At 43.5% G+C, this 23,292-nt stretch carries 20 protein-coding genes; 15 read left to right on the plus strand and 5 right to left on the minus strand.

Going from position 1 to position 23,292, the window contains the following annotated elements:
• Positions 1-194: 194 nt before the first annotated feature.
• From AB6N04_RS17745 to AB6N04_RS17760, 4 genes are all read right to left on the minus strand, one after another.
• Complete coding sequence (locus AB6N04_RS17745) at positions 195-428, minus strand: FeoC-like transcriptional regulator (RefSeq protein WP_369309554.1); 234 nt, start codon at positions 426-428, stop codon at positions 195-197.
• 26 nt (positions 429-454) lie between these two features.
• Complete coding sequence (feoB, locus tag AB6N04_RS17750; protein ID WP_369309555.1) at positions 455-2,773, minus strand: Fe(2+) transporter permease subunit FeoB; 2,319 nt, start codon at positions 2,771-2,773, stop codon at positions 455-457.
• Between the two features lie 28 nt (positions 2,774-2,801).
• The gene (gene feoA / locus AB6N04_RS17755; RefSeq protein ID WP_047756225.1) at positions 2,802-3,032 is read right to left on the minus strand and encodes a ferrous iron transporter A; all 231 of its coding nucleotides are present in this window, start codon (positions 3,030-3,032) and stop codon (positions 2,802-2,804) included.
• A 358-nt stretch (positions 3,033-3,390) separates the two neighbouring features.
• Entirely contained in the window at positions 3,391-5,721 is a 2,331-nt protein-coding gene (locus AB6N04_RS17760) for a Tex family protein (RefSeq protein WP_369309556.1), read from the minus strand.
• Positions 5,722-5,890: 169 nt separating this feature from the next.
• Between AB6N04_RS17760 and greB the strand changes: the two genes are divergently transcribed.
• The 14 genes from greB (at position 5,891) to hemN (ending at position 20,880) form a co-directional block, all read left to right on the plus strand.
• On the plus strand, positions 5,891-6,376 hold the full coding sequence (gene greB, locus AB6N04_RS17765; RefSeq protein ID WP_369309557.1) for a transcription elongation factor GreB: 486 nt from the start codon (positions 5,891-5,893) through the stop codon (positions 6,374-6,376).
• 114 nt (positions 6,377-6,490) lie between these two features.
• On the plus strand, positions 6,491-7,210 hold the full coding sequence (ompR, locus tag AB6N04_RS17770) for a two-component system response regulator OmpR (RefSeq protein WP_004266122.1): 720 nt from the start codon (positions 6,491-6,493) through the stop codon (positions 7,208-7,210).
• Positions 7,207-8,538 (plus strand): two-component system sensor histidine kinase EnvZ, encoded by a 1,332-nt coding sequence (gene envZ, locus AB6N04_RS17775; RefSeq protein ID WP_369309558.1) that lies wholly within the window; start codon positions 7,207-7,209, stop codon positions 8,536-8,538. Before ompR ends, envZ begins: the two co-directional genes overlap by 4 nt.
• Positions 8,539-8,943: 405 nt before the next feature.
• Complete coding sequence (pstS, locus tag AB6N04_RS17780) at positions 8,944-9,987, plus strand: phosphate ABC transporter substrate-binding protein PstS (protein WP_369309559.1); 1,044 nt, start codon at positions 8,944-8,946, stop codon at positions 9,985-9,987.
• A gap of 109 nt (positions 9,988-10,096) precedes the next feature.
• Positions 10,097-11,053, plus strand: coding sequence for a phosphate ABC transporter permease PstC (pstC, locus tag AB6N04_RS17785; protein ID WP_369309560.1), 957 nt, complete (start codon positions 10,097-10,099; stop codon positions 11,051-11,053).
• A gap of 1 nt (position 11,054) precedes the next feature.
• Positions 11,055-11,936, plus strand: a complete 882-nt coding sequence (gene pstA / locus AB6N04_RS17790; protein ID WP_369309561.1) for a phosphate ABC transporter permease PstA — start codon at positions 11,055-11,057, stop codon at positions 11,934-11,936.
• Between the two features lie 37 nt (positions 11,937-11,973).
• Positions 11,974-12,750, plus strand: coding sequence for a phosphate ABC transporter ATP-binding protein PstB (gene pstB, locus AB6N04_RS17795; protein ID WP_042847741.1), 777 nt, complete (start codon positions 11,974-11,976; stop codon positions 12,748-12,750).
• Positions 12,751-12,763: 13 nt separating this feature from the next.
• A complete protein-coding gene (gene phoU / locus AB6N04_RS17800; protein ID WP_369309562.1) occupies positions 12,764-13,477 on the plus strand; it encodes a phosphate signaling complex protein PhoU in 714 nt (237 codons plus the stop codon).
• A 940-nt stretch (positions 13,478-14,417) separates the two neighbouring features.
• A complete protein-coding gene (locus tag AB6N04_RS17805) occupies positions 14,418-15,257 on the plus strand; it encodes an ABC transporter substrate-binding protein (protein WP_369309563.1) in 840 nt (279 codons plus the stop codon).
• Between the two features lie 112 nt (positions 15,258-15,369).
• Entirely contained in the window at positions 15,370-16,122 is a 753-nt protein-coding gene (locus tag AB6N04_RS17810) for an amino acid ABC transporter permease (protein WP_369309564.1), read from the plus strand.
• Position 16,123: 1 nt separating this feature from the next.
• A complete protein-coding gene (locus AB6N04_RS17815; RefSeq protein WP_369309565.1) occupies positions 16,124-16,876 on the plus strand; it encodes an amino acid ABC transporter permease in 753 nt (250 codons plus the stop codon).
• A gap of 179 nt (positions 16,877-17,055) precedes the next feature.
• Entirely contained in the window at positions 17,056-18,390 is a 1,335-nt protein-coding gene (locus AB6N04_RS17820) for an NCS2 family permease (RefSeq protein ID WP_369309566.1), read from the plus strand.
• Between the two features lie 398 nt (positions 18,391-18,788).
• Positions 18,789-19,301 carry a Der GTPase-activating protein YihI gene (gene yihI, locus AB6N04_RS17825; protein WP_369309567.1) on the plus strand — a complete coding sequence of 171 codons (513 nt, stop codon included), beginning with the start codon at positions 18,789-18,791 and terminating at the stop codon, positions 19,299-19,301.
• Positions 19,302-19,506: 205 nt separating this feature from the next.
• The gene (hemN, locus tag AB6N04_RS17830; RefSeq protein ID WP_369309568.1) at positions 19,507-20,880 is read left to right on the plus strand and encodes an oxygen-independent coproporphyrinogen III oxidase; all 1,374 of its coding nucleotides are present in this window, start codon (positions 19,507-19,509) and stop codon (positions 20,878-20,880) included.
• A 148-nt stretch (positions 20,881-21,028) separates the two neighbouring features.
• Here the strand turns inward: hemN and ampC are convergent, their stop codons facing one another.
• Positions 21,029-22,144, minus strand: a complete 1,116-nt coding sequence (gene ampC, locus AB6N04_RS17835; RefSeq protein ID WP_369312171.1) for a class C beta-lactamase — start codon at positions 22,142-22,144, stop codon at positions 21,029-21,031.
• Positions 22,145-22,353: 209 nt separating this feature from the next.
• On the opposite strand from ampC, the gene AB6N04_RS17840 reads away from it, so the two are divergent.
• The gene (locus AB6N04_RS17840; RefSeq protein ID WP_369309569.1) at positions 22,354-23,235 is read left to right on the plus strand and encodes a LysR substrate-binding domain-containing protein; all 882 of its coding nucleotides are present in this window, start codon (positions 22,354-22,356) and stop codon (positions 23,233-23,235) included.
• The last annotated feature ends 57 nt before the right edge of the window (positions 23,236-23,292 follow it).

Below are 23,292 nucleotides of genomic sequence, written 5' to 3' on the forward strand. Positions count from 1 at the left end.
TGTATTTTCCATAACGCTTCCAAATGTAGATAAAAGAATAGCATTATCAATGCGCTATGGTTATAAAAAATTGAATGTTAACCGTGTTACTTTTTCCTGTACGGGCGTTTAGAGTTAAAAATGAAGAAAATAAAAACCTCATTCCCTTTAGCCAGCGGGTAAAAAATCAACCCATACAAACATATCTGCCCAGCTTACTTTATCTTATAAACAAAGTGAGCGCAGTCAGTGCTTTCGGGGCAGCCTTTGCAGCTTGGGCCGGATAAGCAGGCGCTTATATCTACCTGCTCAATTTTTCCTAGGCTCTCTAACTTCTCCACCATTGCTTTTATCATGGGTGCAGGAGTATTTAGCCTTTCACTGAGTAACGCGATGTCAGCTTGCCCATATAAAGCAATCAAATCTCTCACTTGTAGCAAGCTGACCATCGTTTAGCCCTTTTATGTCTATTTGCCTAGTGGCAAGCAGTGTTTGAACAGCCAGAGCACTGCTGTGCGGTTTTACTTTTAATATTCAAAGTCACGCGGCTACGCATACGGCGTAGGAGCATGAATAGCGCAATATTAAACACCAAGACAGCCAAAATAGTGATTAAGCTACTTTGTGGGTGCTCACGGAAAGTGGCGATTTGGTAAAACAGTGCTGATAGGCTATAGGCCACATTCAACCCCCAAAAGATGGAGAAACTCATCCAACTTTTATTGGTTTCACGGGCGATAGCTCCCATCACCGACACACATGGAACATAGAGCAGGACGAAAATCAGGTAACTATAAGCAGCAATACCGGAACCAAATTTCGCGGCCATGGTGCCCATAGAACCAGATTCCATTTCCCCATCACCTTTACTGGCTTCAATAGGATTTGATAGCGCACTCAAGGTGAACGTTTCTTTTAAACTGTCCCATGTTTCAGATACCGCATCTTCCAGTTCATCCCATAAGCTAAAGGACTCTGCATCGAAGGGTTCTGATGTAATGGCTTCAGCGGTATAAAGAGTGTTAAGTGTCCCAACGACCACCTCTTTTGCCATTGCACCCGTGATTAAACCGACCGTTGCTTGCCAATTATCCGCATGAACACCGATAGGCTGTAATGCTGGGGTGATCACTTTACTGACGGAGGCTAGCGCCGAATCATTAATATTATCAACAGGTTTACCCGAAAATGAAAAGCTATTTAAGGCACCAATAAAGATACTCGCCACGACGATGACTTTACCCGCGCGTACCACGAAACCTTTTAAGCGTTGCCAGGTTTGAATTAATAAAGTTTTAGCGTGTGGAACGTGGTAAACCGGTAACTCCATCACAAATGGTGATGCTTCACCACGCATGAGTGTGTGTTTAAGCAAAAGCCCTGTGAGGATAGCGACGACAATTCCTAAAATATACAGGGAGAACACCACACTCGCGCCATTTTTACCAAAGAAAGCCGCGGAAAATACCGCAAAGATTGCTAGCCTTGCACCACAAGACATAAATGGTGCCATGAGCACGGTAATTAGCCTTTCTCGTGGCGCATCAAGGGTACGAGCGCCCATAATCGACGGGACGTTACAACCAAAACCGACGATTAATGGCACAAAGGATTTGCCCGGTAAACCTAGCGCCTGCATTAATCTATCCATCACGAAAGCCGCACGTGCCATATAGCCTGAGTCTTCAAGGATGGAAAGGAACAGGTACATCATCCCGATTTGTGGAACTAATGGCAGAACGGTGTTAATACCGCCACCAACACCTTGAGCCAAGAAGATAGTGAGCCAATCAGGAAAACTAAAGTATGCACCAACCCATTGAATACCATGAATAAATATAGCCTCTGATGCTCCCTCAAAGAAAGGTTGCAGAGCGCCACCAATATTGATGGCAAGGACGAACATTAGGTACATCACAAACAAGAAAATTGGCACACCTAACCAGCGGTTGAGGATAAATTTATCCAGAGATTGCGTTAGGCGGTTAGGTTCAGCTGCGCTATTGTTGATCGCCCCTTGGCAGATGGTGGCGATGGATTGATAACGGGCATCGGCAATTAATAGTTCAGGCTCTTCATTTAGCGTTTCATTGAGCTGCTGGCGAGTGACTTGTAATTGCGCGTCAGAAATTTCAGCGCGTTGTCGACTATAAATATCCCCTTCAAGGATTTGCAAAGCTAACCAGCGGCGTTGTTGGTGGCTAAATTGTTGAGCTGAGATTTGTTCAGACAATGAATCAACAGCTTGTAATAATTGTGGTGGATATTCAACAAGGGCTTTTTGGTTATTTTGCGGATGAGTATCAATGGTTTTTTTCAATTTATCGATACCTGTGGCACGAGTTGAAACCATTGGGATAACTGGACAACCCAGTTGTTTTTCCAGTTCAGCAATATCAATATCAATGTGTTGGCTTTTGGCAATATCCAACATATTCAGGGCGACAATACATGGCACGCCTAATTCAACTAACTGTAGTGTTAGGTAGAGGTTACGCTCAAGGTTCGAAGCATCAACAACGTTAATCAGCATGTCGGCTTCACCACTTAAAATAAAGTAGCAGGCAATTTGTTCGTCGAGGGAGGTTTGCTCAGAAATCGTGGTGAGGGAGTAGGTGCCGGGGAGGTCGACAAGCTCAATTTTGTGGTCATCCGTGTGGAAGCGGCCAACTTTGCGCTCAACCGTGACGCCTGCCCAGTTACCGACGCGTTGTCTTGACCCTGTTAGCTGGTTAAAAAGAGTTGTTTTACCTGCATTGGGGTTACCAATTAAGCCGATAGTCAATCGTTTCATAGTGTTTGCCAATAATAAAAAAGAAGACTTAAGCGGTAGGCGCTTCATCAAGGTTTAGTAGGGCGAGATCCTTTTTGCGTAGCACTAAGCTGACGCGGTGGGTTTCTATTTGAACAGGATCGCCAAAAGGCGCTAAACGCACCACTTTAAAAACGGAGCCCGGCAATAAACCGAGAGACAATAATTTTTGACGATATGCAGGGCTGATTTCGGGGGAAAAACCCAGAATTTTGTAACTGCATTGAGGAAGTATAGCCATGGTGTCTTCCTATTCTCTTCCTAACGATTTAATTCATAATGATACTGATAATTATTGTTAGAAAAGTTTCTATCTACAAGAAAAACGTTGAGTAAAACAAAAATAAATCTAATTAACAATGAGAATCATAATCATCCATCTTCTATTATATTTAGCCTCTTTTTTCGTCATTTTGACTTGATGTGGATCAACGAAGCATGGAGTTGACGGTGTTTTTTCGCTGATGTGGGGATTGTGGGAAAAGAATCAAGTAGGTTGGTTTTTGTACAGTATATTGAGTTTATTTATATAGTGGCGAAGATATTTCTGATAAAGACAATACCCCAATAAGTTTATTGGGGTATTGGTCTTAATTAGACTAGCGTTTCTTGCCAAACGCGGCGGCAAGCGCATCGCTCATGGCGCTATTACCTGATGAGTTTGTATTTTGGCGTGAATTACCTCGAGGAGCCGCTGTTTTACGTGCGTTTTTATCTTGTGCAGGCGCAGCTTTACGAGGCCCATTGCTAGACTCACCTGCTTGTTCGTCCAAACGCATGGTAAGGGCGATACGCTTACGGGGAATATCCACATCCAAGACTTTTACCTTCACTATATCCCCAGCTTTCACGACTTTGTGTGGGTCTTCGACGTAACTGTTGGATAATGAAGATATATGTACTAAACCGTCTTGGTGAACGCCGATATCCACAAATGCCCCAAAGTTGGTCACGTTAGTCACGGCGCCTTCTAAAATCATGCCAGAAACGAGGTCATTCATCGTTTCGACACCTTCTGCGAAGGTGGCTGTTTTAAACTCAGGGCGGGGATCGCGTCCTGGTTTTTCCAGTTCTTTGATGATATCTGTGACTGTTGGCACCCCAAATTGTTCAGTGGTGAAATCACGGGGACTCAGTGCATTAAGCACTTGTGAGTTACCCATAATTTCTTTCAGTGGTTGGCGAACAGTTTGCAGAATTTTTTCAACAATAGGGTATGCTTCAGGGTGAACCGTTGACGCATCCAGTGGGTTTTCACCATTGGTGATACGCAGGAACCCCGCACACTGTTCAAAGGCTTTAGGCCCAAGGCGTGCCACTTTCAGTAACTGTTTTCTGTCATTAAACTGACCATTCTCATCACGCCAATCAACAATGTTTTGTGCGATCATTTTGCTCAGGCCTGCAACGCGGGTGAGTAAGGCAACTGATGCGGTATTTAAGTCCACCCCCACGGAGTTTACGCAATCTTCGACAACAGCATCCAGTTTACGGGCAAGTTGGGTTTGGCTAACATCATGTTGATATTGACCTACACCGATAGATTTCGGGTCAATTTTAACCAGTTCAGCCAGTGGGTCTTGCAGGCGACGGGCAATAGACACAGCACCGCGTAAAGACACATCTAAGGTTGGGAACTCCAGTGCAGCCAGTTCAGAGGCGGAATACACTGAAGCGCCAGCTTCACTGACAATCACTTTTTGCGCCGTCACTTCTGGGTACTGTTTTTGTACTTGTGCAAAGAAACGCTCTGTTTCACGGGATGCAGTACCGTTGCCAATTGCCACTAACTCAACGTTATGTTTTTGGCACAATGCCGCCACAATAGTTGCCGCTTTCGCGGCTTGTCCCGTATGCGGGTAGATGGTATCGGTGGCGATCAGTTTTCCAGTGGCATCCACAACCGCGACCTTTACACCAGTACGTAGACCAGGATCGAGACCCATCGTTGCACGCATTCCAGCTGGTGCCGCCATTAGCAAGTCACTGAGATTACGAGCGAAAACATTAATAGCTTCTTCTTCTGCCTTTTCGCGCAGAGAACTCATTATTTCTGTTTCCAAGTGCAAAAGCACTTTGACGCGCCATGTCCAACTGATCACCGCTTTACGCCACTGGTCTGCTGGGGCATCATTCAAACGCACATCTAAATGGCGAGTAATGATTTCTTCGCAGTAACTTTCTTTTGGCGGCTCATCGAATTGCGGGTCACAGTTTAATGAAAGCTGCAAAATCCCTTCGTTACGACCACGGAACATGGCCAGTGCGCGGTGTGAAGGGACTTGAGAAACTGGTTCTTGGTGTTCGAAGTAATCGCTAAATTTCACCCCTTCCTCTTGCTTTCCTTCTGCAACCGAGGAGACAAGGTGAGCATTTTTCCAAATATAGTCACGAACTTTCGCTAATAAGGTAGCATCTTCGGCGAAACGCTCCATCAGGATATAACGTGCGCCATCTAAAGCCGCTTTCACATCTGCAACACCTTTATCTGCGTCGATGTAATTTTGAGCAAGCGTTTCAGGAGACTGGCTAGGATCTGTCCACAATGTATCAGCTAACGGCTCAAGGCCTGCTTCAATGGCTATCTGACCACGGGTACGGCGTTTCGGTTTATACGGTAAATAGAGGTCTTCAAGTTCGGTTTTATTCAGCGTGGTATCAATCGCAGCGGCGAGTTCAGGGGTTAATTTACCTTGCTCTTCAATGGATTTAAGAATGGTCTGTTTACGGTCGTTCAGTTCGCGTAAGTACCCTAAGCGGCTTTCCAGCTGGCGAAGCTGAGTATCGTCCAACCCTCCGGTAACCTCTTTACGGTAACGCGCGATAAACGGGACAGTATTGCCTTCATCCAATAACGTGATGGCTGAAAAAACCTGTTTCGGTTGGGCATGCAGTTCAGTTGCAATAATTTGGCTTAGAGTTTCATTCATGTCGTGTTTAAATACCTACTGAAAGAACAGTTAAAAAATTTACTGCACTGTTATACTTGGTGGTAGCGAGAATTTCCAGACTGAATTTGGGTCTATTGGTAGGAAAGTCTCAGATTATGTTCTATAAAATATTATAATTGTTGTATTTATTGACTAATATTCTAAGGTTATGGCGAAAAGTCTATTAATAACGCGTGAGGGTTGGGACGCACTCGACCAAGAGCTAAAGTATCTGTGGAAAGAAGAACGACCTAGAGTGACTCAATCCGTGTCAGAAGCTGCGGCACAAGGAGATCGTTCAGAAAACGCAGAATATATTTATGGGAAAAAAAGGTTGCGTGAGATAGACCGACGCATTCGTTTTTTATCCAAAAGGCTAGATCAACTCAGGATTATCGAGCCAGATCCTCGCCAAGAAGGCCGTGTCTTTTTTGGCGCATGGGTTAAACTTGAAGATGATAATGAAAATATCAGAATATTCCGCATAGTTGGTGCAGATGAGTTCAACCCGGCAAAACAATGGATTTCAATTGACTCTCCTGTAGCACGGGCCCTGATTGGTAAGCAGGTTGATGATGAAATCACGGTGAATACGCCGGGCGGGATAGTAACCTATTTTATTTTAGAAATAAGCTATAAGCCACTAACCGTCTGAAGCGTAAAATGATTCATTAAATCTATGGTTAATGGTAAATTAGTGAACATTAAACGTGTTTTTGTTCACATTTAAAACAATAATTTGAAAGATGCACATCTTGAGGGCTACAAAATGCAGGAAAGTTATAAAGTTCTTGTCGTCGATGATGATATGCGTTTACGTGCACTGCTGGAGCGTTACCTCACTGAACAAGGCTTTCAGGTAAGGAGTGCTGCGAACGCTGAACAAATGGACCGGATCCTGACGAGGGAATCTATTCATCTGATTGTGTTAGATTTAATGCTTCCAGGTGAAGATGGTTTATCAATTTGCCGTCGTTTACGTAGCCAAAATAACCCTATCCCTATCATTATGGTTACGGCTAAAGGTGAGGAAGTTGACCGTATCGTTGGTTTAGAAATTGGTGCGGATGATTATATTCCAAAACCATTCAACCCACGTGAATTGCTTGCACGTATTCGCGCCGTATTACGTCGTCAAGCGAATGAATTACCAGGGGCACCATCTCAAGATGATGCAATCATTACCTTCGGTAAATTTAAACTGAACCTTGGAACCCGTGAAATGTTCCAAGGTGATGAAAATATGCCATTGACCAGTGGTGAGTTTGCGGTACTAAAAGTATTGGTTTCTTATCCAAGGGAACCGTTATCTCGTGACAAGCTAATGAGCTTAGCGAGAGGCCGCGAGTACAGTGCGATGGAACGTTCTATCGACGTTCAGATTTCGCGCCTGCGCCGCATGGTTGAAGAAGACCCTGCGCACCCACGTTATATTCAAACGGTTTGGGGCTTGGGCTACGTGTTTGTTCCAGATGGAAGTAAAGCATGAAGCGACTGAGGTTCTCACGACGTAGTACATTTTCTCGTTCGTTATTCTTATTTGTAGCGTTGCTGTTCGCGAGCTTAGTGACCAGTTACATGGTGGTATTGAATTTTGTTGTGATGCCAAGCTTACAACAATTCAATAAAGTCCTTGCGTACGAAGTAAGAACATTGATGACCGAGAAAATGGTTCTGCAAGATGGAACCTCAGTGCGGGTCTCTCCCGCGTTGCGTAAGAAAATCTATAATGAATTGGGTATTACGTTCTATGCCCATTCAGCGGCAATGGAAGAAGGGCTGAATTGGGCCAAAGAGTATGATTTTCTGAGCGAGCACATGTCACAATACTTAGGGGGTAAGGCGAATGTTCACCTTGAACTCGGGCGTGAATACCCGATTTTGTGGTTAACGTCGTACCTCGCCCCTGATATCTGGGTTCGAGTTCCTCTAACTGAAATCGGTCAAAACCAGTTTTCCCTTGTTTTTCGGTATACCTTAACGATTTTCCTTACTATTTTTGCCGGAGTGTGGCTGTATATTCGTTATCAAAACAAGCCATTGCTTGAATTGGAATACCACGCAGGGGAGGTAGGAAAAGGCTTTGTCTTGCCCCCGATGCAAGAAAAGGGGGCCACTGAAGTTAGAGCTGCAATTCGGTCTTTTAACCACATGGCCGCCGGGATCAAAACCCTTGAAAATGACCGAACTATTTTAATGGCAGGGGTCAGCCATGACCTAAGAACACCATTAACCCGTATTCGTTTAGCCACAGAAATGATGAGTCCAGAAGACAGCTATCTGGCAGAGTCTATCAATAAAGATATTGAAGAGTGTGATGCGATTATCGGTCAATTCATGTCTTACCTGAAAACAGGGCAAGAGATGGACATGGAATTCTGTGACCTCAACGCGATTCTAATGGAAGCCGTCAATGCAGAAAGTAACGTGGTCGGCGAAATTGAAACGGCGTTAGAACCGGGCTCAATGATTGTTAACGGCAATCCACTGGCCATTAAGCGTGCAATCACCAATATGATTGTGAACGCTTATCGCTATGGAAATGGCTGGATCAAAGTGAGCAGTGGGAAAACTGAGGATTTTGTGTGGTTCCAAGTGGAAGACGACGGCGCAGGTATTAAAGACGAAGATATCCACCGCTTATTCCAACCGTTTGTGCAAGGCGAAAAAGCGCGAAGCAACAAAGGAACAGGCTTGGGGCTGGCAATTATTCGCCGTATTGTAGATGCTCATGAAGGGAGCATTGAGATCCATAAAAGCGAACGGGGGGGATTTGCGATTAGAGCGTTGCTCCCTCTAAAAGAGAAAGAAGATTGATATCTCGTCATAGTTTAAGTTGTAGGGGGGTTGCCTATAACTTGAACTATTTTGAGCTATCCCTTTACGCTTCACACTTTGCACCGCCGCGTTGTCGGCTGTGACACAAATTGTTTTGAGTATGACTTTATGGTTGTAGGAAAAAAATTTTCGCTTTTATGACAGCCTGTCATTTTTCTTTTTCAAGCATATATTGATGTAATCTCCCTTTATTCTATTGAATTTACTGTGTTTTTATTTTTATCCTTCCGAGTTCTACCTTACCTTCAGTGAAAAAATAATCAATTGTCATAAAACTGTCATAAAAACGACATGTTGTCGTAACTAAATTGTCCTATTTTTCCTACCGTGACATACACCCAACAATTTTATACTTGATTGTTTCTATACATCCCCGGAGGGATTATGAAAATGACGCGTACCACCTTAGCAAGCGTATTGGCAGCAACTTTATCTCTGACCGCAATGTCTTCTTTTGCTGCTACCAGCCTGACCGGAGCTGGCGCGACCTTCCCTGCTCCAGTTTATGCAAAGTGGGCAGACTCTTATCAGAAAGAAACAGGTAATAAAGTAAACTATCAGGGGATCGGTTCTTCTGGTGGTGTAAAACAAATCAATGCAAAAACCGTTGATTTCGGTGCATCTGATGCGCCATTGACGGATGAAAAACTCAAAGAAGATGGTCTGTTCCAATTCCCTACCGTTATCGGTGGTGTGGTATTGGCAGTTAACGTCAAAGGTATCGAATCAGGTCAATTAACCTTAGATGGTAATACATTAGGTGATATCTATTTAGGTAAAATCACTAAATGGAATGACCCAGCTATTGCAAAATTAAACCCGAAAGTTAATTTACCAGACCAAGCAATCGCAGTGGTAAGACGCTCTGACGGCTCAGGTACAACATTCGTCTTTACCAGCTACTTATCAAAAGTGAACACAAATTGGAAAGATGAAATTGGTGCGGGTTCAACCGTTAACTGGCCGAAAAACAGCGTAGGGGGTAAAGGTAATGACGGTGTTGCGGCATTCGTACAGCGTCTACCAGGCTCTATCGGTTATGTTGAATATGCTTACGCAAAACAAAATAATCTTGCGTATACTAAGCTAGTTTCTGCGGATGGTGAAGCGGTGTCACCTACTGGTGAAAGTTTCAGTGCAGCAGCGAAAAAAGTTGATTGGTCGAAGTCGTTTGCTCAAGACTTGACTAACCGTAATGGTGCAAATGCATGGCCAATCACATCAACGACGTTTATTTTAGTCCATAAAGAACAAGCCAATGCGGAAAAAGGCAAAGCGGTTCTCGACTTCTACAACTGGGCGTACGATAAAGGCGGTAAACAAGCGGAAGCTCTGGATTACGCCGTTTTACCTCCAGAAGTGGTAACAGCCGTTCGTGCAGCATGGAAAACAGAAATTAAAGATAGCCAAGGTAAAGCATTATTCTAATGTACCTCGGGTTGGAAATGGCGGGTAAGTGCTGAGGAACAGGGCTTACCCGCTCATTGTTGTAACGCAATCCTACAAAACATGTAGGAATGGAAAGAGAACAAAGCGCATGGCCGAAAAAACAACGGCATTTAGAGCTCCCAGCAAATCAGGTGATGTCATTTTTGGTGCACTGGTAAAGATTGCCGCGCTAATCACTTTGTTAATGCTTGGTGGCATTATTATTTCCCTTATTTTTGCATCTTGGCCAAGTATGCAGAAATTTGGGTTTTCGTTTTTATGGACCAAAGAGTGGGATGCTCCAGCGGAACAATTTGGTGCCCTTGTACCCATTTACGGCACCATTGTTACCTCGTTAATCGCTCTGATTATCGCTGTCCCTGTCAGTTTCGGTATTGCACTATTCTTAACTGAACTTGCGCCCAACTGGCTAAAACGTCCATTAGGGATTGCAATTGAATTACTCGCTGCCATTCCCAGTATCGTTTACGGGATGTGGGGGCTATTCGTTTTTGCACCACTATTTGCAGAATACTTTCAAGAACCTGTCGGCAACGTGATGTCGAGTGTCCCGATTGTCGGTGAATTATTCTCCGGTCCCGCATTCGGAATAGGTATTTTAGCCGCAGGGGTTATCCTTGCGATTATGATCATTCCGTATATTGCGTCTGTTATGCGGGATGTCTTTGAACAGACCCCTGTGATGATGAAAGAGTCAGCCTACGGGATTGGCTGTACCACATGGGAAGTGATTTGGAATATCGTACTGCCGTATACCCGAAATGGGGTCATCGGTGGGGTAATGTTAGGGTTAGGACGTGCATTGGGTGAAACCATGGCGGTAACCTTTGTGATTGGTAATACATACCAACTCGATAGCGCATCCCTCTTTATGCCAGGAAACAGTATTACCTCTGCACTGGCGAATGAGTTTGCCGAAGCTGAAAGCGGCTTACATACTTCAGCGCTGATGGAACTTGGACTTATCCTGTTTGTCATCACGTTTATTGTGTTGGCGATTTCCAAGTTGATGGTCATGCGTCTAGCGAAGAATGAGGGGCGTTAATATGTCAGAATCTCAACCTTTTATTGTCAATGAGAAAGAGCGCGCCCGCCGCCAAGCATGGCGTCGCCAAGTTAATAGAATAGCGTTGCTTATCTCAATGTTGACCATGGTATTTGGGCTGTTCTGGTTAGTGTGGATTTTATTTTCGACGGTGACCAAAGGGATTGATGGCATGTCCCTCAATCTATTTACCGAAATGACGCCTCCCCCAAATACCGCAGGCGGTGGTTTAGCGAATGCTATCGTCGGGAGTGGTTTATTGATCCTATGGGCAACGGTGATTGGTACACCTTTAGGCATTTTAGCGGGGATCTACTTAGCAGAATACGGTCGTAAATCATGGTTAGCCTCAGTAACTCGCTTTATTAACGACATTTTGTTATCAGCACCATCTATTGTTGTTGGCCTGTTTGTGTACACCATTGTGGTCGCACAAATGCAACACTTTTCTGGATGGGCGGGTGTAATCGCATTGGCACTGTTGCAAATTCCTATCGTTATTCGTACCACTGAAAATATGCTGAAGCTGGTACCTGATAGCTTGCGTGAAGCGGCTTATGCACTTGGCACGCCAAAATGGAAAATGATTTTATCGATTACGCTAAAAGCATCTGTATCCGGGATTATTACAGGGATCTTGCTAGCAATTGCGCGTATCGCGGGGGAAACTGCACCGCTCCTGTTTACTTCACTGTCGAACCAGTTCTGGAGTACAGATATGAGCGAACCCATTGCTAACTTACCTGTGACTATCTTCAAATTTGCAATGAGCCCATTCTCCGAATGGCAAGAACTTGCATGGGCAGGGGTGCTGTTAATCACCTTGTGCGTCCTGCTGATTAACATCATTGCCCGCGTTGTGTTTGCACAGAAAAAACACTAAGCGCCCGGATAAATAAAGATTTAGAGAGAAAGTAACCATGATTAATGCAAACGAAATTGCAAACAGTAAAATTAAAGTCCGTGACCTCAATTTCTATTATGGAAAGTTTCACGCACTGAAGAATATCTCTTTAGACATTGAAAAAAATAAAGTGACAGCATTTATCGGCCCATCAGGTTGTGGTAAATCCACGTTATTACGTACATTTAATAAAATGTATGAACTGTACGGCGAACAACGTGCGGAAGGCGAAATCTTATTGGATGGTCAAAATATTCTGACTGACAAACAAGATATTGCCCTATTACGTGCAAAAGTCGGAATGGTATTCCAAAAGCCAACGCCATTCCCGATGTCTATCTATGACAACATTGCATTTGGCGTGCGTTTATTTGAAAAATTATCTCGTGTGGAAATGGATGAGCGCGTGCAGTGGGCATTAACCAAAGCGGCGTTGTGGAATGAAACCAAAGATAAACTGCACCAAAGCGGTTACAGCTTATCCGGTGGTCAGCAACAGCGCCTGTGCATTGCGCGCGGTATTGCCATTCGTCCAGAGGTTTTATTATTGGATGAACCCTGTTCAGCATTGGACCCCATTTCCACGGGGCGTATTGAAGAGTTAATCAGTGAATTAAAATCAGAGTATACCGTCGTGATTGTTACCCACAACATGCAACAGGCGGCACGCTGTTCTGATTACACGGCATTTATGTATTTAGGTGAATTGGTTGAGTTTAATCATACCGATAAAATGTTCACCACCCCAGAAATGAAGCAAACTGAAGATTATATTACTGGCCGCTACGGTTGATATGGAGCCGACGATGGATACGCTGAATCACAATAAACATATATCTGGGCAGTTCAATGCGGAACTGGAACATATCCATACTGAATTAATGACGATGGGGGGGCTGGTTGAAGAACAGCTCACCAAAGCCATTACGGCGATGCATAACCAGGATGAAGCCCTAGCGCGCGAAGTTATCGAAAATGATCATAAAGTTAATATGATGGAAGTGGCGATTGATGAAGAGTGCGTCAAAATTATCGCCAAGCGCCAGCCAACGGCGAGTGACTTACGTCTGATTATGGCCATTTCAAAAACCATCGCAGAATTGGAAAGGATTGGTGACGTTGCGGATAAAATCTGCCAAACCGCATTGGAGAAATTTTCGCAGCAACATCAGCCCCTTTTGGTTAGTTTAGAATCACTAGGTCGTCACACAGTGCAAATGCTGCATGATGTGCTGGATGCGTTTGCACGCATGGATCTCGAAGAAGCGATTCGTATTTACCGTGAAGACGAAAAAGTTGATCAAGAGTATGAAGGAATTGTCCGTCAGCTAATGACCTATATGATGGAAGACCCGCGCACAATTCCAAGCGTATTAACGGCGCTGTTCTGTGCCCGTTCAATAGAACGTATCGGCGACCGCTGCCAAAATATCTGTGAGTTTATTTTCTACTATGTGAAGGGGCAGGATTTCCGACATGTGGGTGGGGATAATCTTGAGAAAATGCTCACTAACAAATAAATACTCGTCATATTTCGTGCTGTGGCGGTGTTGGCTTCGCTCGGCTACTCGGGTCACATACTGATGTATGCTCCCCGAGATACCCTTGCTTGCCGCCTAGCCACAACACGAACTATTTAGAGTATTAATCCCGTTAGGTTTCAAGCTGTGGCCTTATCCTCTGGTCTTAGCAATTCGGGTCACATACTGATGTATGCTCCCCGAGATACCCTTGCTTGCCGCCTAGCCACAACACGAACTATTTAGAGTATTAATCCCGTTAGGTTTCAAGCTGTGGCCTTATCCTCTGGTCTTAGCAATTCGGGTCACATACTGATGTATGCTCCCCGAGATACCCTTGCTTGCCGCCTAGCCACAACACGAACTATTTAGCGTATTAATCCCGTTAGGTTTCAAGCTGTGGCCTTATCCTCTGGTCTTAGCAATTCGAGCCACATACTTGTGTATGCTCCCCGAGATACCCTTGCTTGCCGCCTAGCCACAACACGAACTATTTAGCGTATTAATCCCGTTAGGTTTTAAGCTGTGGTGTTGTCCTCTGGTCTTAGCAATTCGAGCCACATACTTGTGTATGCTCCCCGAGATACCCTTGCTTGCCGCCTAGCCACAACACGAACTATTTAGCGTATTAATCCCGTTAGGTTTCAAGCTGTGGCCTTATCCTCTGGTCTTAGCAATTCGAGCCACATACTTGTGTATGCACCCCAAGATAGCTTCAATCGACGCATTGCTATAGCAAAAACTATTTAGAAAATTGCTTTTAACTTTTAACTCTTACTTTGCTCACTACTTACAGTTAATTTTTCGTGAAGTGAATAAATCCACTCTTTCATTATTCCATTTAGTTATAAATATATTATTTAATATTATTTCAAGTGCTAAGAGATAGTTGATAGCTTGTGATGGTCGATTTACATAAATTTACCGCCAGAGGTATTCAATGAAAGCTCGTATTCTAACGACTGTTTTACTTACAGGTTTGGCGCTGACAGCGAATGTCGCTAGCGCAGATAAATTAGATGATATTAAACAAGCGGGTGTGATCCGTATTTCCGTATTTGATAGTAACCCACCGTTTGGTTTTATAGACCCACAGACTAAAAAACTAGCAGGTTATGACGTTGATATCGCACAGGAAATCGCTGATGGTTTAGGCGTAAAACTGGAACTGCGCCCAACGAATCCTGCAAACCGTATTCCATTGCTGACCTCAGGTAAAGTTGACCTGATTGGTGCGAACTTCACGATCACCGATGAACGAGCAAAACAGGTTGATTTTTCAATCCCTGATTTCGCAACGGGGCAAAAATTTATTGCTCGCAAAGGCGTATTAAAAACCCCTGACGATATCAAACCTCTGCGTATTGGTGCAGACAAAGGTACCGTACAAGAAGTAACGCTGCGTGAACGTTTCCCTGATACTAAAGTGATTTCGTATGATGATACTCCGCAAGCATTCGCTGCGCTACGTAACGGTAATGTCCAAGCGATTACGCAAGACGATGCAAAATTGGTTGGCTTATTAGGTAACTTGCCAGAGAAAGTGAAAGCGGATTTTGAAATATCACCGTTTAGCTTAACCAAAGAGTATCAAGCGCTGGCTGCGAGTAAAGGTGAAACGCGTTTAATTGAAAACGTGAACGAAACCCTATTGAAACTGGAAAAAGACGGTAAAGCGCAAGTGATTTATAACCGTTGGTTTGGTCCAGACACTAAAGCGGCACAGCCTCGGGGAGATTTCAAATTTGCCCCACTGAGTGAGCAGCAACCACAGTCTTAATCGGTAATGGTATAAGTACTCAGTAAGTTGAAACCCTGCACACTGTGCGGGGTTCTTGGTTATACGGGGTCAGTTTTTAATCACAGGACGTGAAAGAAATAGGTCGTGAACTATGTTTGAGAAATTTGTTAGTGGTGATTTTTGGTCTGCGCATTTATTAGCGCCGCAGTACCTTGAATGGTTTGGTTATGGTTTTGTTTTAACCGTCTGGATATCTGTTTGCACCATTATTGCCGCTACCTTTTTAGGCTTTTTAGTTGCATCAGCAAAGGATAGCCAGATAGCTCCTCTGCGTTGGGGAGTGAGTATCTATATTTCTATTTTTAGAAACACGCCTTTGTTGGTGCAGTTATTTTTCTGGTATTTCGCCTCGGGGGAAATTCTTCCTTCTGCGGCGATGGAATGGCTAAATACTCCCCATGAAATTGTTATTCTAGGGCTAACGGTTGCCTGGCCTTCCTTTGAGTTTTTAGCCGGTTTTATTGGATTAACGTTATACACTGTCCCATTTATTGCTGAAGAAATTCGTGCGGGGATCCGCGGTGTACGTCAAGGGCAAAAATATGCCGCATTCGCTCTGGGACTGACCTCATGGCAAGCCATGAAACTAGTGGTATTACCTCAGGCGGTCAAAATCGCCATGCCACCGTTACTCGGTCAATATATGAATGTCGTGAAAAACTCCTCGTTAACTATGGCGATTGGTGTCGCGGAGCTATCTTATGTGTCTCGCCAAGTAGACAGCCAAACGTTGCAAACTTTCACCGCATTTGGGATTGCAACAGTGCTGTATATCGCGATTATTGCGTTAATGGAAGGTTGGGGACAATGGCGTCTACAACGTAACTTGGCTCAGGGGATATAGCATGGATTTTTCAGTGATCGAACAAAATTGGCAATATTTACTGTTTGGTACTTTTCCTAATGGGCCTTTAGAAGGGGCTGCATTAACACTTGTGATTAGTTTATTCGCTGGGGCGGCGTCGATTGTTTTAGGCACCTTAGGCGGTATTGCTCTAGCGATGTTAAGGGGTTTTTGGGTTAACTTGTTTGCGGCAGTATTAGGTTTTTTCCGTGCAATTCCCGTTATTATGCTGATATTTTGGACCTATTTCTTGTTGCCAATATTATTAGGCACCGAGATCCCGGGGATCACCACAGTTGTGTGCGCGTTAGCCTTGATCACGTCGGCTTATTTGGCGCATGCCGTAAAAGCGGGGATCTTGGCGATAGGAAAAGGGCAGTGGCAGGCAGGGTTATCCCTTGGGTTTAGCCGTTGGCAGGTACTGTGGAATATTGTGTTGCCCCAAGCATTGCGAATGATGGTTCCATCGTTTATTAACCAATGGGTTGCGCTGATTAAAGACACTTCATTGGCCTATGTTGTTGGTGTAGCGGAGTTGTCTTTCTTGGCGACTCAAGTGAATAACCGTGAAATGGTTTATCCGCTCGAAGTTTTCCTTTTCGTGGCGTTTATCTATTTTGTGATGTGCTTTGCAGTGGAAATTATTGCCAATGTGGCTGCAAAAAAACTCAGTGCACAAAATGACCCGCATAAGTTGGCGGCAAAACGCGGCTTATTATTTTGGCGTAGACAAAAATTATTGGCGCTATCCTAAATTTGCTGGCGGTTTTTATACCGCCCTTCTTTTACTTTTCATTTTATTCTTATTTTAATTCACCGCGTTGTATCAGTTAGTTAGGACATTCTGCTTGTGGAATTTTACGCAATCGTTTTCTTTTGTGATTTTTAATTGTAGTATAGGGCGAAAAAAACTTTTTTTAGGCGCCATATCTAATGAGTAATCAATCTTCTAGCTCGGCACAATCGCAGAGCTTGTTTCAGCGTGTTTTTAAATTACAAGAACACGGCACAACAGCACGAACTGAAGTTGTTGCTGGCTTCACGACCTTCCTGACGATGGTGTATATCGTCTTTGTTAACCCACAAATTTTGTCAATTGCGGGCATGGATATCAACGCGGTGTTTGTCACCACGTGTTTGATTGCCGCTATAGGCAGTATTTTGATGGGCTTACTGGCTAACCTACCAATTGCAGTTGCACCGGCGATGGGGCTCAATGCCTTCTTTGCATTTGTGGTGGTTGGTGCAATGGGTTATTCATGGCAAGTGGCAATGGGTGCTGTTTTTTGGGGCGCAGTTGGCTTGTTTATCCTGACATTATTCCGTATTCGTTATTGGATTATTGCGAATATCCCTTTGAGTCTGCGTGTGGGGATCACTAGCGGTATTGGTCTATTTATCGCGATGATGGGGCTAAAGAACTCTGGTATTATCGTGGCAAACCCAGACACATTGGTGTCTATTGGTAATTTGACACACCATAACGTGTGGTTAGGTGCACTGGGCTTTTTTATTATCGCTATCTTAGCCGCGCGTAATATTCACGCAGCGGTGTTAGTGTCAATTGCGGTGACCACCTTAATTGGGCTGGCTCTGGGGGATGTGAAATTTACAGGTATTTTCTCTATGCCACCGAGTATCACCAGCGTGGTTGGGCAAGTGGATTTTGCTAATTCACTGGATTTAGCGCTATCCGGTGTGATTTTTGCTTTTATGTTAGTCAACTTGTTTGACTCATCAGGCACCATGATCGGGGTTACTGACAAAGCAGGGATCACCAATGAACGGGGGACTTTCCCTCGAATGAAGCAAGCCCTGTACGTTGATAGTTTAAGTTCTGTTACGGGTTCGGCAATGGGAACCTCATCGGTAACGGCTTATATTGAAAGTTCGTCGGGGGTTTCAGTCGGTGGGCGCACGGGGTTAACTGCTGTTGTTGTTGGGATCTTATTCCTACTGACCATGTTTGTCTCACCACTGGCAGGTATGGTTCCGACTTATGCAACCGCAGGGGCTTTGATTTACGTGGGGGTCTTGATGACATCAAGTCTAACTCGCGTTAAATGGGACGATTTAACCGAATCGGTGCCTGCGTTTATTACGGCAGTGATGATGCCGTTTAGTTTCTCGATTACCGAAGGGATTGCGTTAGGGTTTATTGCGTACTGTGCGATGAAAATCGGCACAGGGCGCTGGCGTGATCTGGGGCTATGTGTGATTTTAGTTGCGGGGATGTTCTTGCTAAAAATGATCCTAGTCGACGCTTAAAATGCTCGGATACTCGTCATACTTCGAGCTGTGGCGTTGTTGTCTACACATGGTTACTCGGAGCACATACTGGTGTATGTTCTTCGAGAAAACCTCGTTTGGCGACTAACCACAGTTCGAATTATTTAGCGTGTTGGAATTCTCTAGAATATTACTCAGTATATCTTGTTTAGCAGCACCCATTTTTTAAAGTCATCTAATGGGTTAATCATTTCTCTTTTTTCTATTCGAATCCCTCTGCATGCAACACAGATTATTTAAGGTATAATCAATAAAGTACTATTGCGAAGGCAGGGTGGAATAAAAAAATCCACTGAAATTGCAAACTAGTGCTTTCCCCCTTTATGGGATCCTGCTAGATTTCGCAGCAGAAACTGACTTTACCAAGGTATCAGACCATGAATGCACCCAAAAAACCGGCAGTTAAGCCAAAGAAAAAATACCGTAAAACCAAAGAAGAATTAAATGCGGAAGGCCGTGAACGTAAACGTGAGAAAAAACGTCGTGGTCATAAAGCAGGCAGTCGCTATGAGATACAAACATCTAATAAGCAAAGTGGCGGGCAAAATGTCTCAGTTGATCCGCGCTTAGGCAGTAAAAAACCTGTCCCTTTAATTGTGGATGACAAACAAATCACTAAGCCTGTTGTAGAGAAAAAACAGCCTACTATTAAAGAAAAACTGTCGCCTGAAAAAGAATTAGAACTATTAGAAAGTGATGACCGTTTAGATAGCCTACTTGCACGCTTAGAAGACGGCGAAACGGTGAGTGCGGAAGAACAAAAATATATTGATACGTGCTTAGACCGTATTGATGAACTGATGAATATCCTAGGCATTGAATATGCCGAAGAAGAGGAAGAAGACGAAGATAAATTAGATGATATTATGCGCATCCTAAAAAGCAAATAACGTCGTTTAACCATCCCTCGCACAAATGAGGGATGCGTCTATTTTTCCAACAAACACACTTTTCTTTGATGTTGCATCAAGTCTCTTTTCGCTAACATATTTATAATATTATTTAAGTTGTGAAACTTTCACGCTCACCAAATAACAATTAAATAAGGTGCAACCCATTGTTATGGTTTGAGATTTTGGTCAATTGAGGAATGTTATGTCAGAGCAAAATATTGTTTGGGATCTTTCTCTCATTCAAAAATATAACTATTCAGGGCCGCGGTATACATCATACCCAACCGCCCTAGAATTTAATCAACACTATGATGAACAAGCGTTTATAAGCGCAACAGCACGTTATCCTGAACGTCCGTTATCTCTATATGTGCACATTCCTTTTTGCCATAAACTCTGCTACTTCTGTGGTTGCAATAAGCTCGTAACTCGGCAAAAGCATAAAGCAGATGAATATTTAAAAGTTATTGAAAAAGAAATTATTCAACGCGCATCTTTATTAAAAAATCGTACCGTGACGCAAATGCATTGGGGGGGCGGTACACCGACTTATCTCGATAAAGCACAAGTCAGCCATTTGGTCGGTTTATTAAAAAAACATTTTCATTTTGCACCTACTGCGGAAATGTCTATTGAGGTAGATCCGCGGGAAATCGAATTAGATATGATTGACCATTTGCGCAGCGAAGGCTTTAATCGCCTGAGTATGGGGGTGCAGGATTTCAATAAAGAAGTGCAGGTGTTGGTAAACCGAGAACAAGATGAAGAGTTTATCTTTGCTTTGATAAAACGCGCGAAAGAAATCGGTTTTACGTCAACCAGCATTGATCTGATCTATGGTTTGCCAAAACAGACCCCTGAAAGCTTTGCTTTTACGTTGAAGAAAGTGGCTGAATTATCGCCAGACCGTTTAAGCGTGTTTAATTACGCTCACTTACCAAACTTATTTGCTGCCCAGCGCAAGATCAAAGATGCTGATTTACCAAGTGCAGAGCAGAAACTCGATATTTTACAAGAGACGATCGCGAATTTAACAAAAGGTGGCTATCAGTTTATTGGAATGGATCACTTTGCTCGCCCTGAAGATGAGTTGGCCGTGGCACAGCGTGAAGGAATTTTACACCGTAATTTCCAAGGTTATACCACACAAGGGGATTGCGATCTTTTAGGGTTAGGTGTGTCGGCGATCAGTATGTTAGGGGACAACTACGCACAGAATCAGAAAGACTTAAAAACTTACTATGCGCAAGTGGAAGAACAAGGGCACGCCTTATGGCGAGGCTTAGTGTTAACCGATGATGACTGCCTGCGTCGTGATGTGATCAAAACATTAATCTGTAATTTCCAACTGGATTTTGCACAAATTGAAGCGATATATTCAATTGATTTTAAATCTTATTTTAAAGAAGATTTGGAATTGTTAAAGCCAATGGCAGAAGATGGGCTGGTGGAAGTCAGTGAAACGGGTATTAAAGTCACACCGCGCGGACGTTTGTTAATTCGTAATGTGTGTATGTGTTTTGATGTGTATCTTAGAAGTCAAATGCGTGTTCGCCAATTTTCTCGCGTCATCTAAATGTTCGTCATACTTCACGTCGTGGATTTGTTGTCCGCTCTCGGTCACTCGGGGCACATACTTTTGTATGCTCCCCGAGATAACCTCGTTTGACGCCTAGCCACAACGTGAATTATTTAGCACATTGACTCTTAGCTAGAAATCTAATTTACTGATTAATCTTTTCAATTAGCTGATAAGCGGCACTAATGCGGTCGGGGATCGGGTACCATTTATTAGCAAGGAGCACCACGGCGACTTGCTCTTCAGGAATAAATACCGCGTAGCTGGCAAAGCCATTGGTTGAGCCTGTTTTGTTATAAAAAGCACGGCTTTCTGGGGGAAGTGCGGGCACAATCGCTTCCACTTTTTGTGGTTGAAGTGCCATTTCATTACGGTTTCCTTGCTGTAACTGAGAAAGGGACACTGGCCATGGATAACTTTCCCACATCATATCTTGCACAAATGAATCCGTTAAATATAACCCGGTGTGAGTATCCTCAACGGCTTCTTGCCAGGCTTTTGTGACTTTTACCGTTTGCATATTAATTTCAAGAAAACGAATTAAATCCTTAGCATTGGATTTCAATCCATAAGCTTCAGCATCTAAAATTTGTGGGGTGACCCGTACTGGTTGGTCTTTTTTATTATAACCTTGTGCATAATTTTTTTGCTGGTTATTAGGTACGTGAATATAAGTGTGCTTGAGACCAAGGGAAGGTAGCATCAATTTTTCCATGGCTTGTTCAAACGGCATCTTTAACTGTTTTGCTGTCACAATACCTAATAGCCCAACCCCTAAATTAGAGTATGAACGAAACTGACCAATCGCTTTTTCAGGGATCCAATGTTGGTAATAACGGGTGAGTTCTGTCGAATTAGTGATCGTATCAGGCACAAACAAAGATAAGCCTGATGTATGGGTTGCAAGGTTCATAACACTAATATGATCAAAGGCAGAACCTTTTAATTCAGGCAAATAGTGACTGACTTTTTGTGAAAAATCTAATTTACCCTGCCCTTGTGCATAGGCAGCCAAAGTGGCCGTGAACGTTTTTGACAGCGAGCCAATTTCAAACAATGTGTTGTCATTTACAGGGTTTAGGCTTTGTTTGGATTGAACACCATAGTGGTAAATATAGCGCTTTCCTTCCAGTGAAATTGCGACAGACATACCTGGAATGCCTTGCTGTTTCATCAACGGTTTAATGATGCTATCCACATCTTGTTGGCTTAATGCGTTGGCTGAAAGGGTAGTGAAAGCCAAACTAAGAGCGACAAACATCCGCCCCTGACGAAAAATATTTTTCATAGGTTGTCCAATTAAATAAAAGTTTAAGTTATTGCTCGCTGATTTTGAAAAGTACTTCAGTGCGGCAAGTAAGTGCCGTAATATAGCAATGAGTTGCTTAAAATAGCCGTTGAGCAAGAGTATGCGTGTTTTAAGTTATTTTTTAAAACGATATAAAATTCGATGAGCCAAAAGAAAATCTTATGTCAGGAAATTACCGTCATCGCCTCCCACTTAACGCTCTTCGCGCATTTGAAGCGTCAGCGCGGCATTTAAGTTTTACGCGAGCAGGGCTGGAATTGAATGTGACTCAGGCTGCAGTGAGTCAGCAGGTTCGCTTGTTAGAAGAGCAATTAGGTTTAGAATTATTCATTCGTTTATCAAGAGGTTTAGCGTTAACTGATGAGGGTCTAGCGCTTTTGCCTGTATTAAGTCGCTCTTTCGATCAAATTGAATCCCTATTAATGCAATTTGAAGATGGACACTACCATGAAGTGTTAAGTATTTCAGTGGTCGGAACTTTTGCGGTTGGCTGGCTATTACCCCGCTTAAGGAAATTTTCTGATCTATACCCATATATTGATTTACGTATTATGACCCACAATAACGTGGTGAATTTAGCCGCTGAAGGTGTTGATTTTGCTATTCGTTTTGGCGAAGGGCTATGGCCATTAGTGGAAAATATTCCATTATTTTCCACCTCCCATGCGGTGTTGTGTTCAGAAAAAGTCGCTGCTAATTTGTCGTCACCACTGGACTTAAAAGAGCAAAATTTGCTGCGCTCTTATCGTAAGGATGAGTGGGAAAAGTGGTTTTTGGCGGCGGGAATAGAACCCTGGCGGGTAAAAGGACCTGTTTTTGATTCTTCTCGCTTAATGGTTGAAGCGGCAATATTAACGGACAGTGTTGCGCTAGTACCAAGCTGTATGTTTGAACATGAACTTAGGGCGGGAACATTAGTACAGCCTTTTGATATTGGAGTTACATTAGGAGGCTACTGGCTAAGCCGCCTAAAGTCGAAGTTAATGACGCCAGCGATGACGATTTTCCAACAATGGATTATAGAAGAGGCACAACATTGTTAAGCCAGCATAACCATATGACTGGCTTAGGTGAGATGACTCTGACGTTTTTCTAAATGC

The organism is Providencia rettgeri, from assembly GCF_041075285.1.
Classification (GTDB): domain Bacteria; phylum Pseudomonadota; class Gammaproteobacteria; order Enterobacterales; family Enterobacteriaceae; genus Providencia; species Providencia rettgeri_G.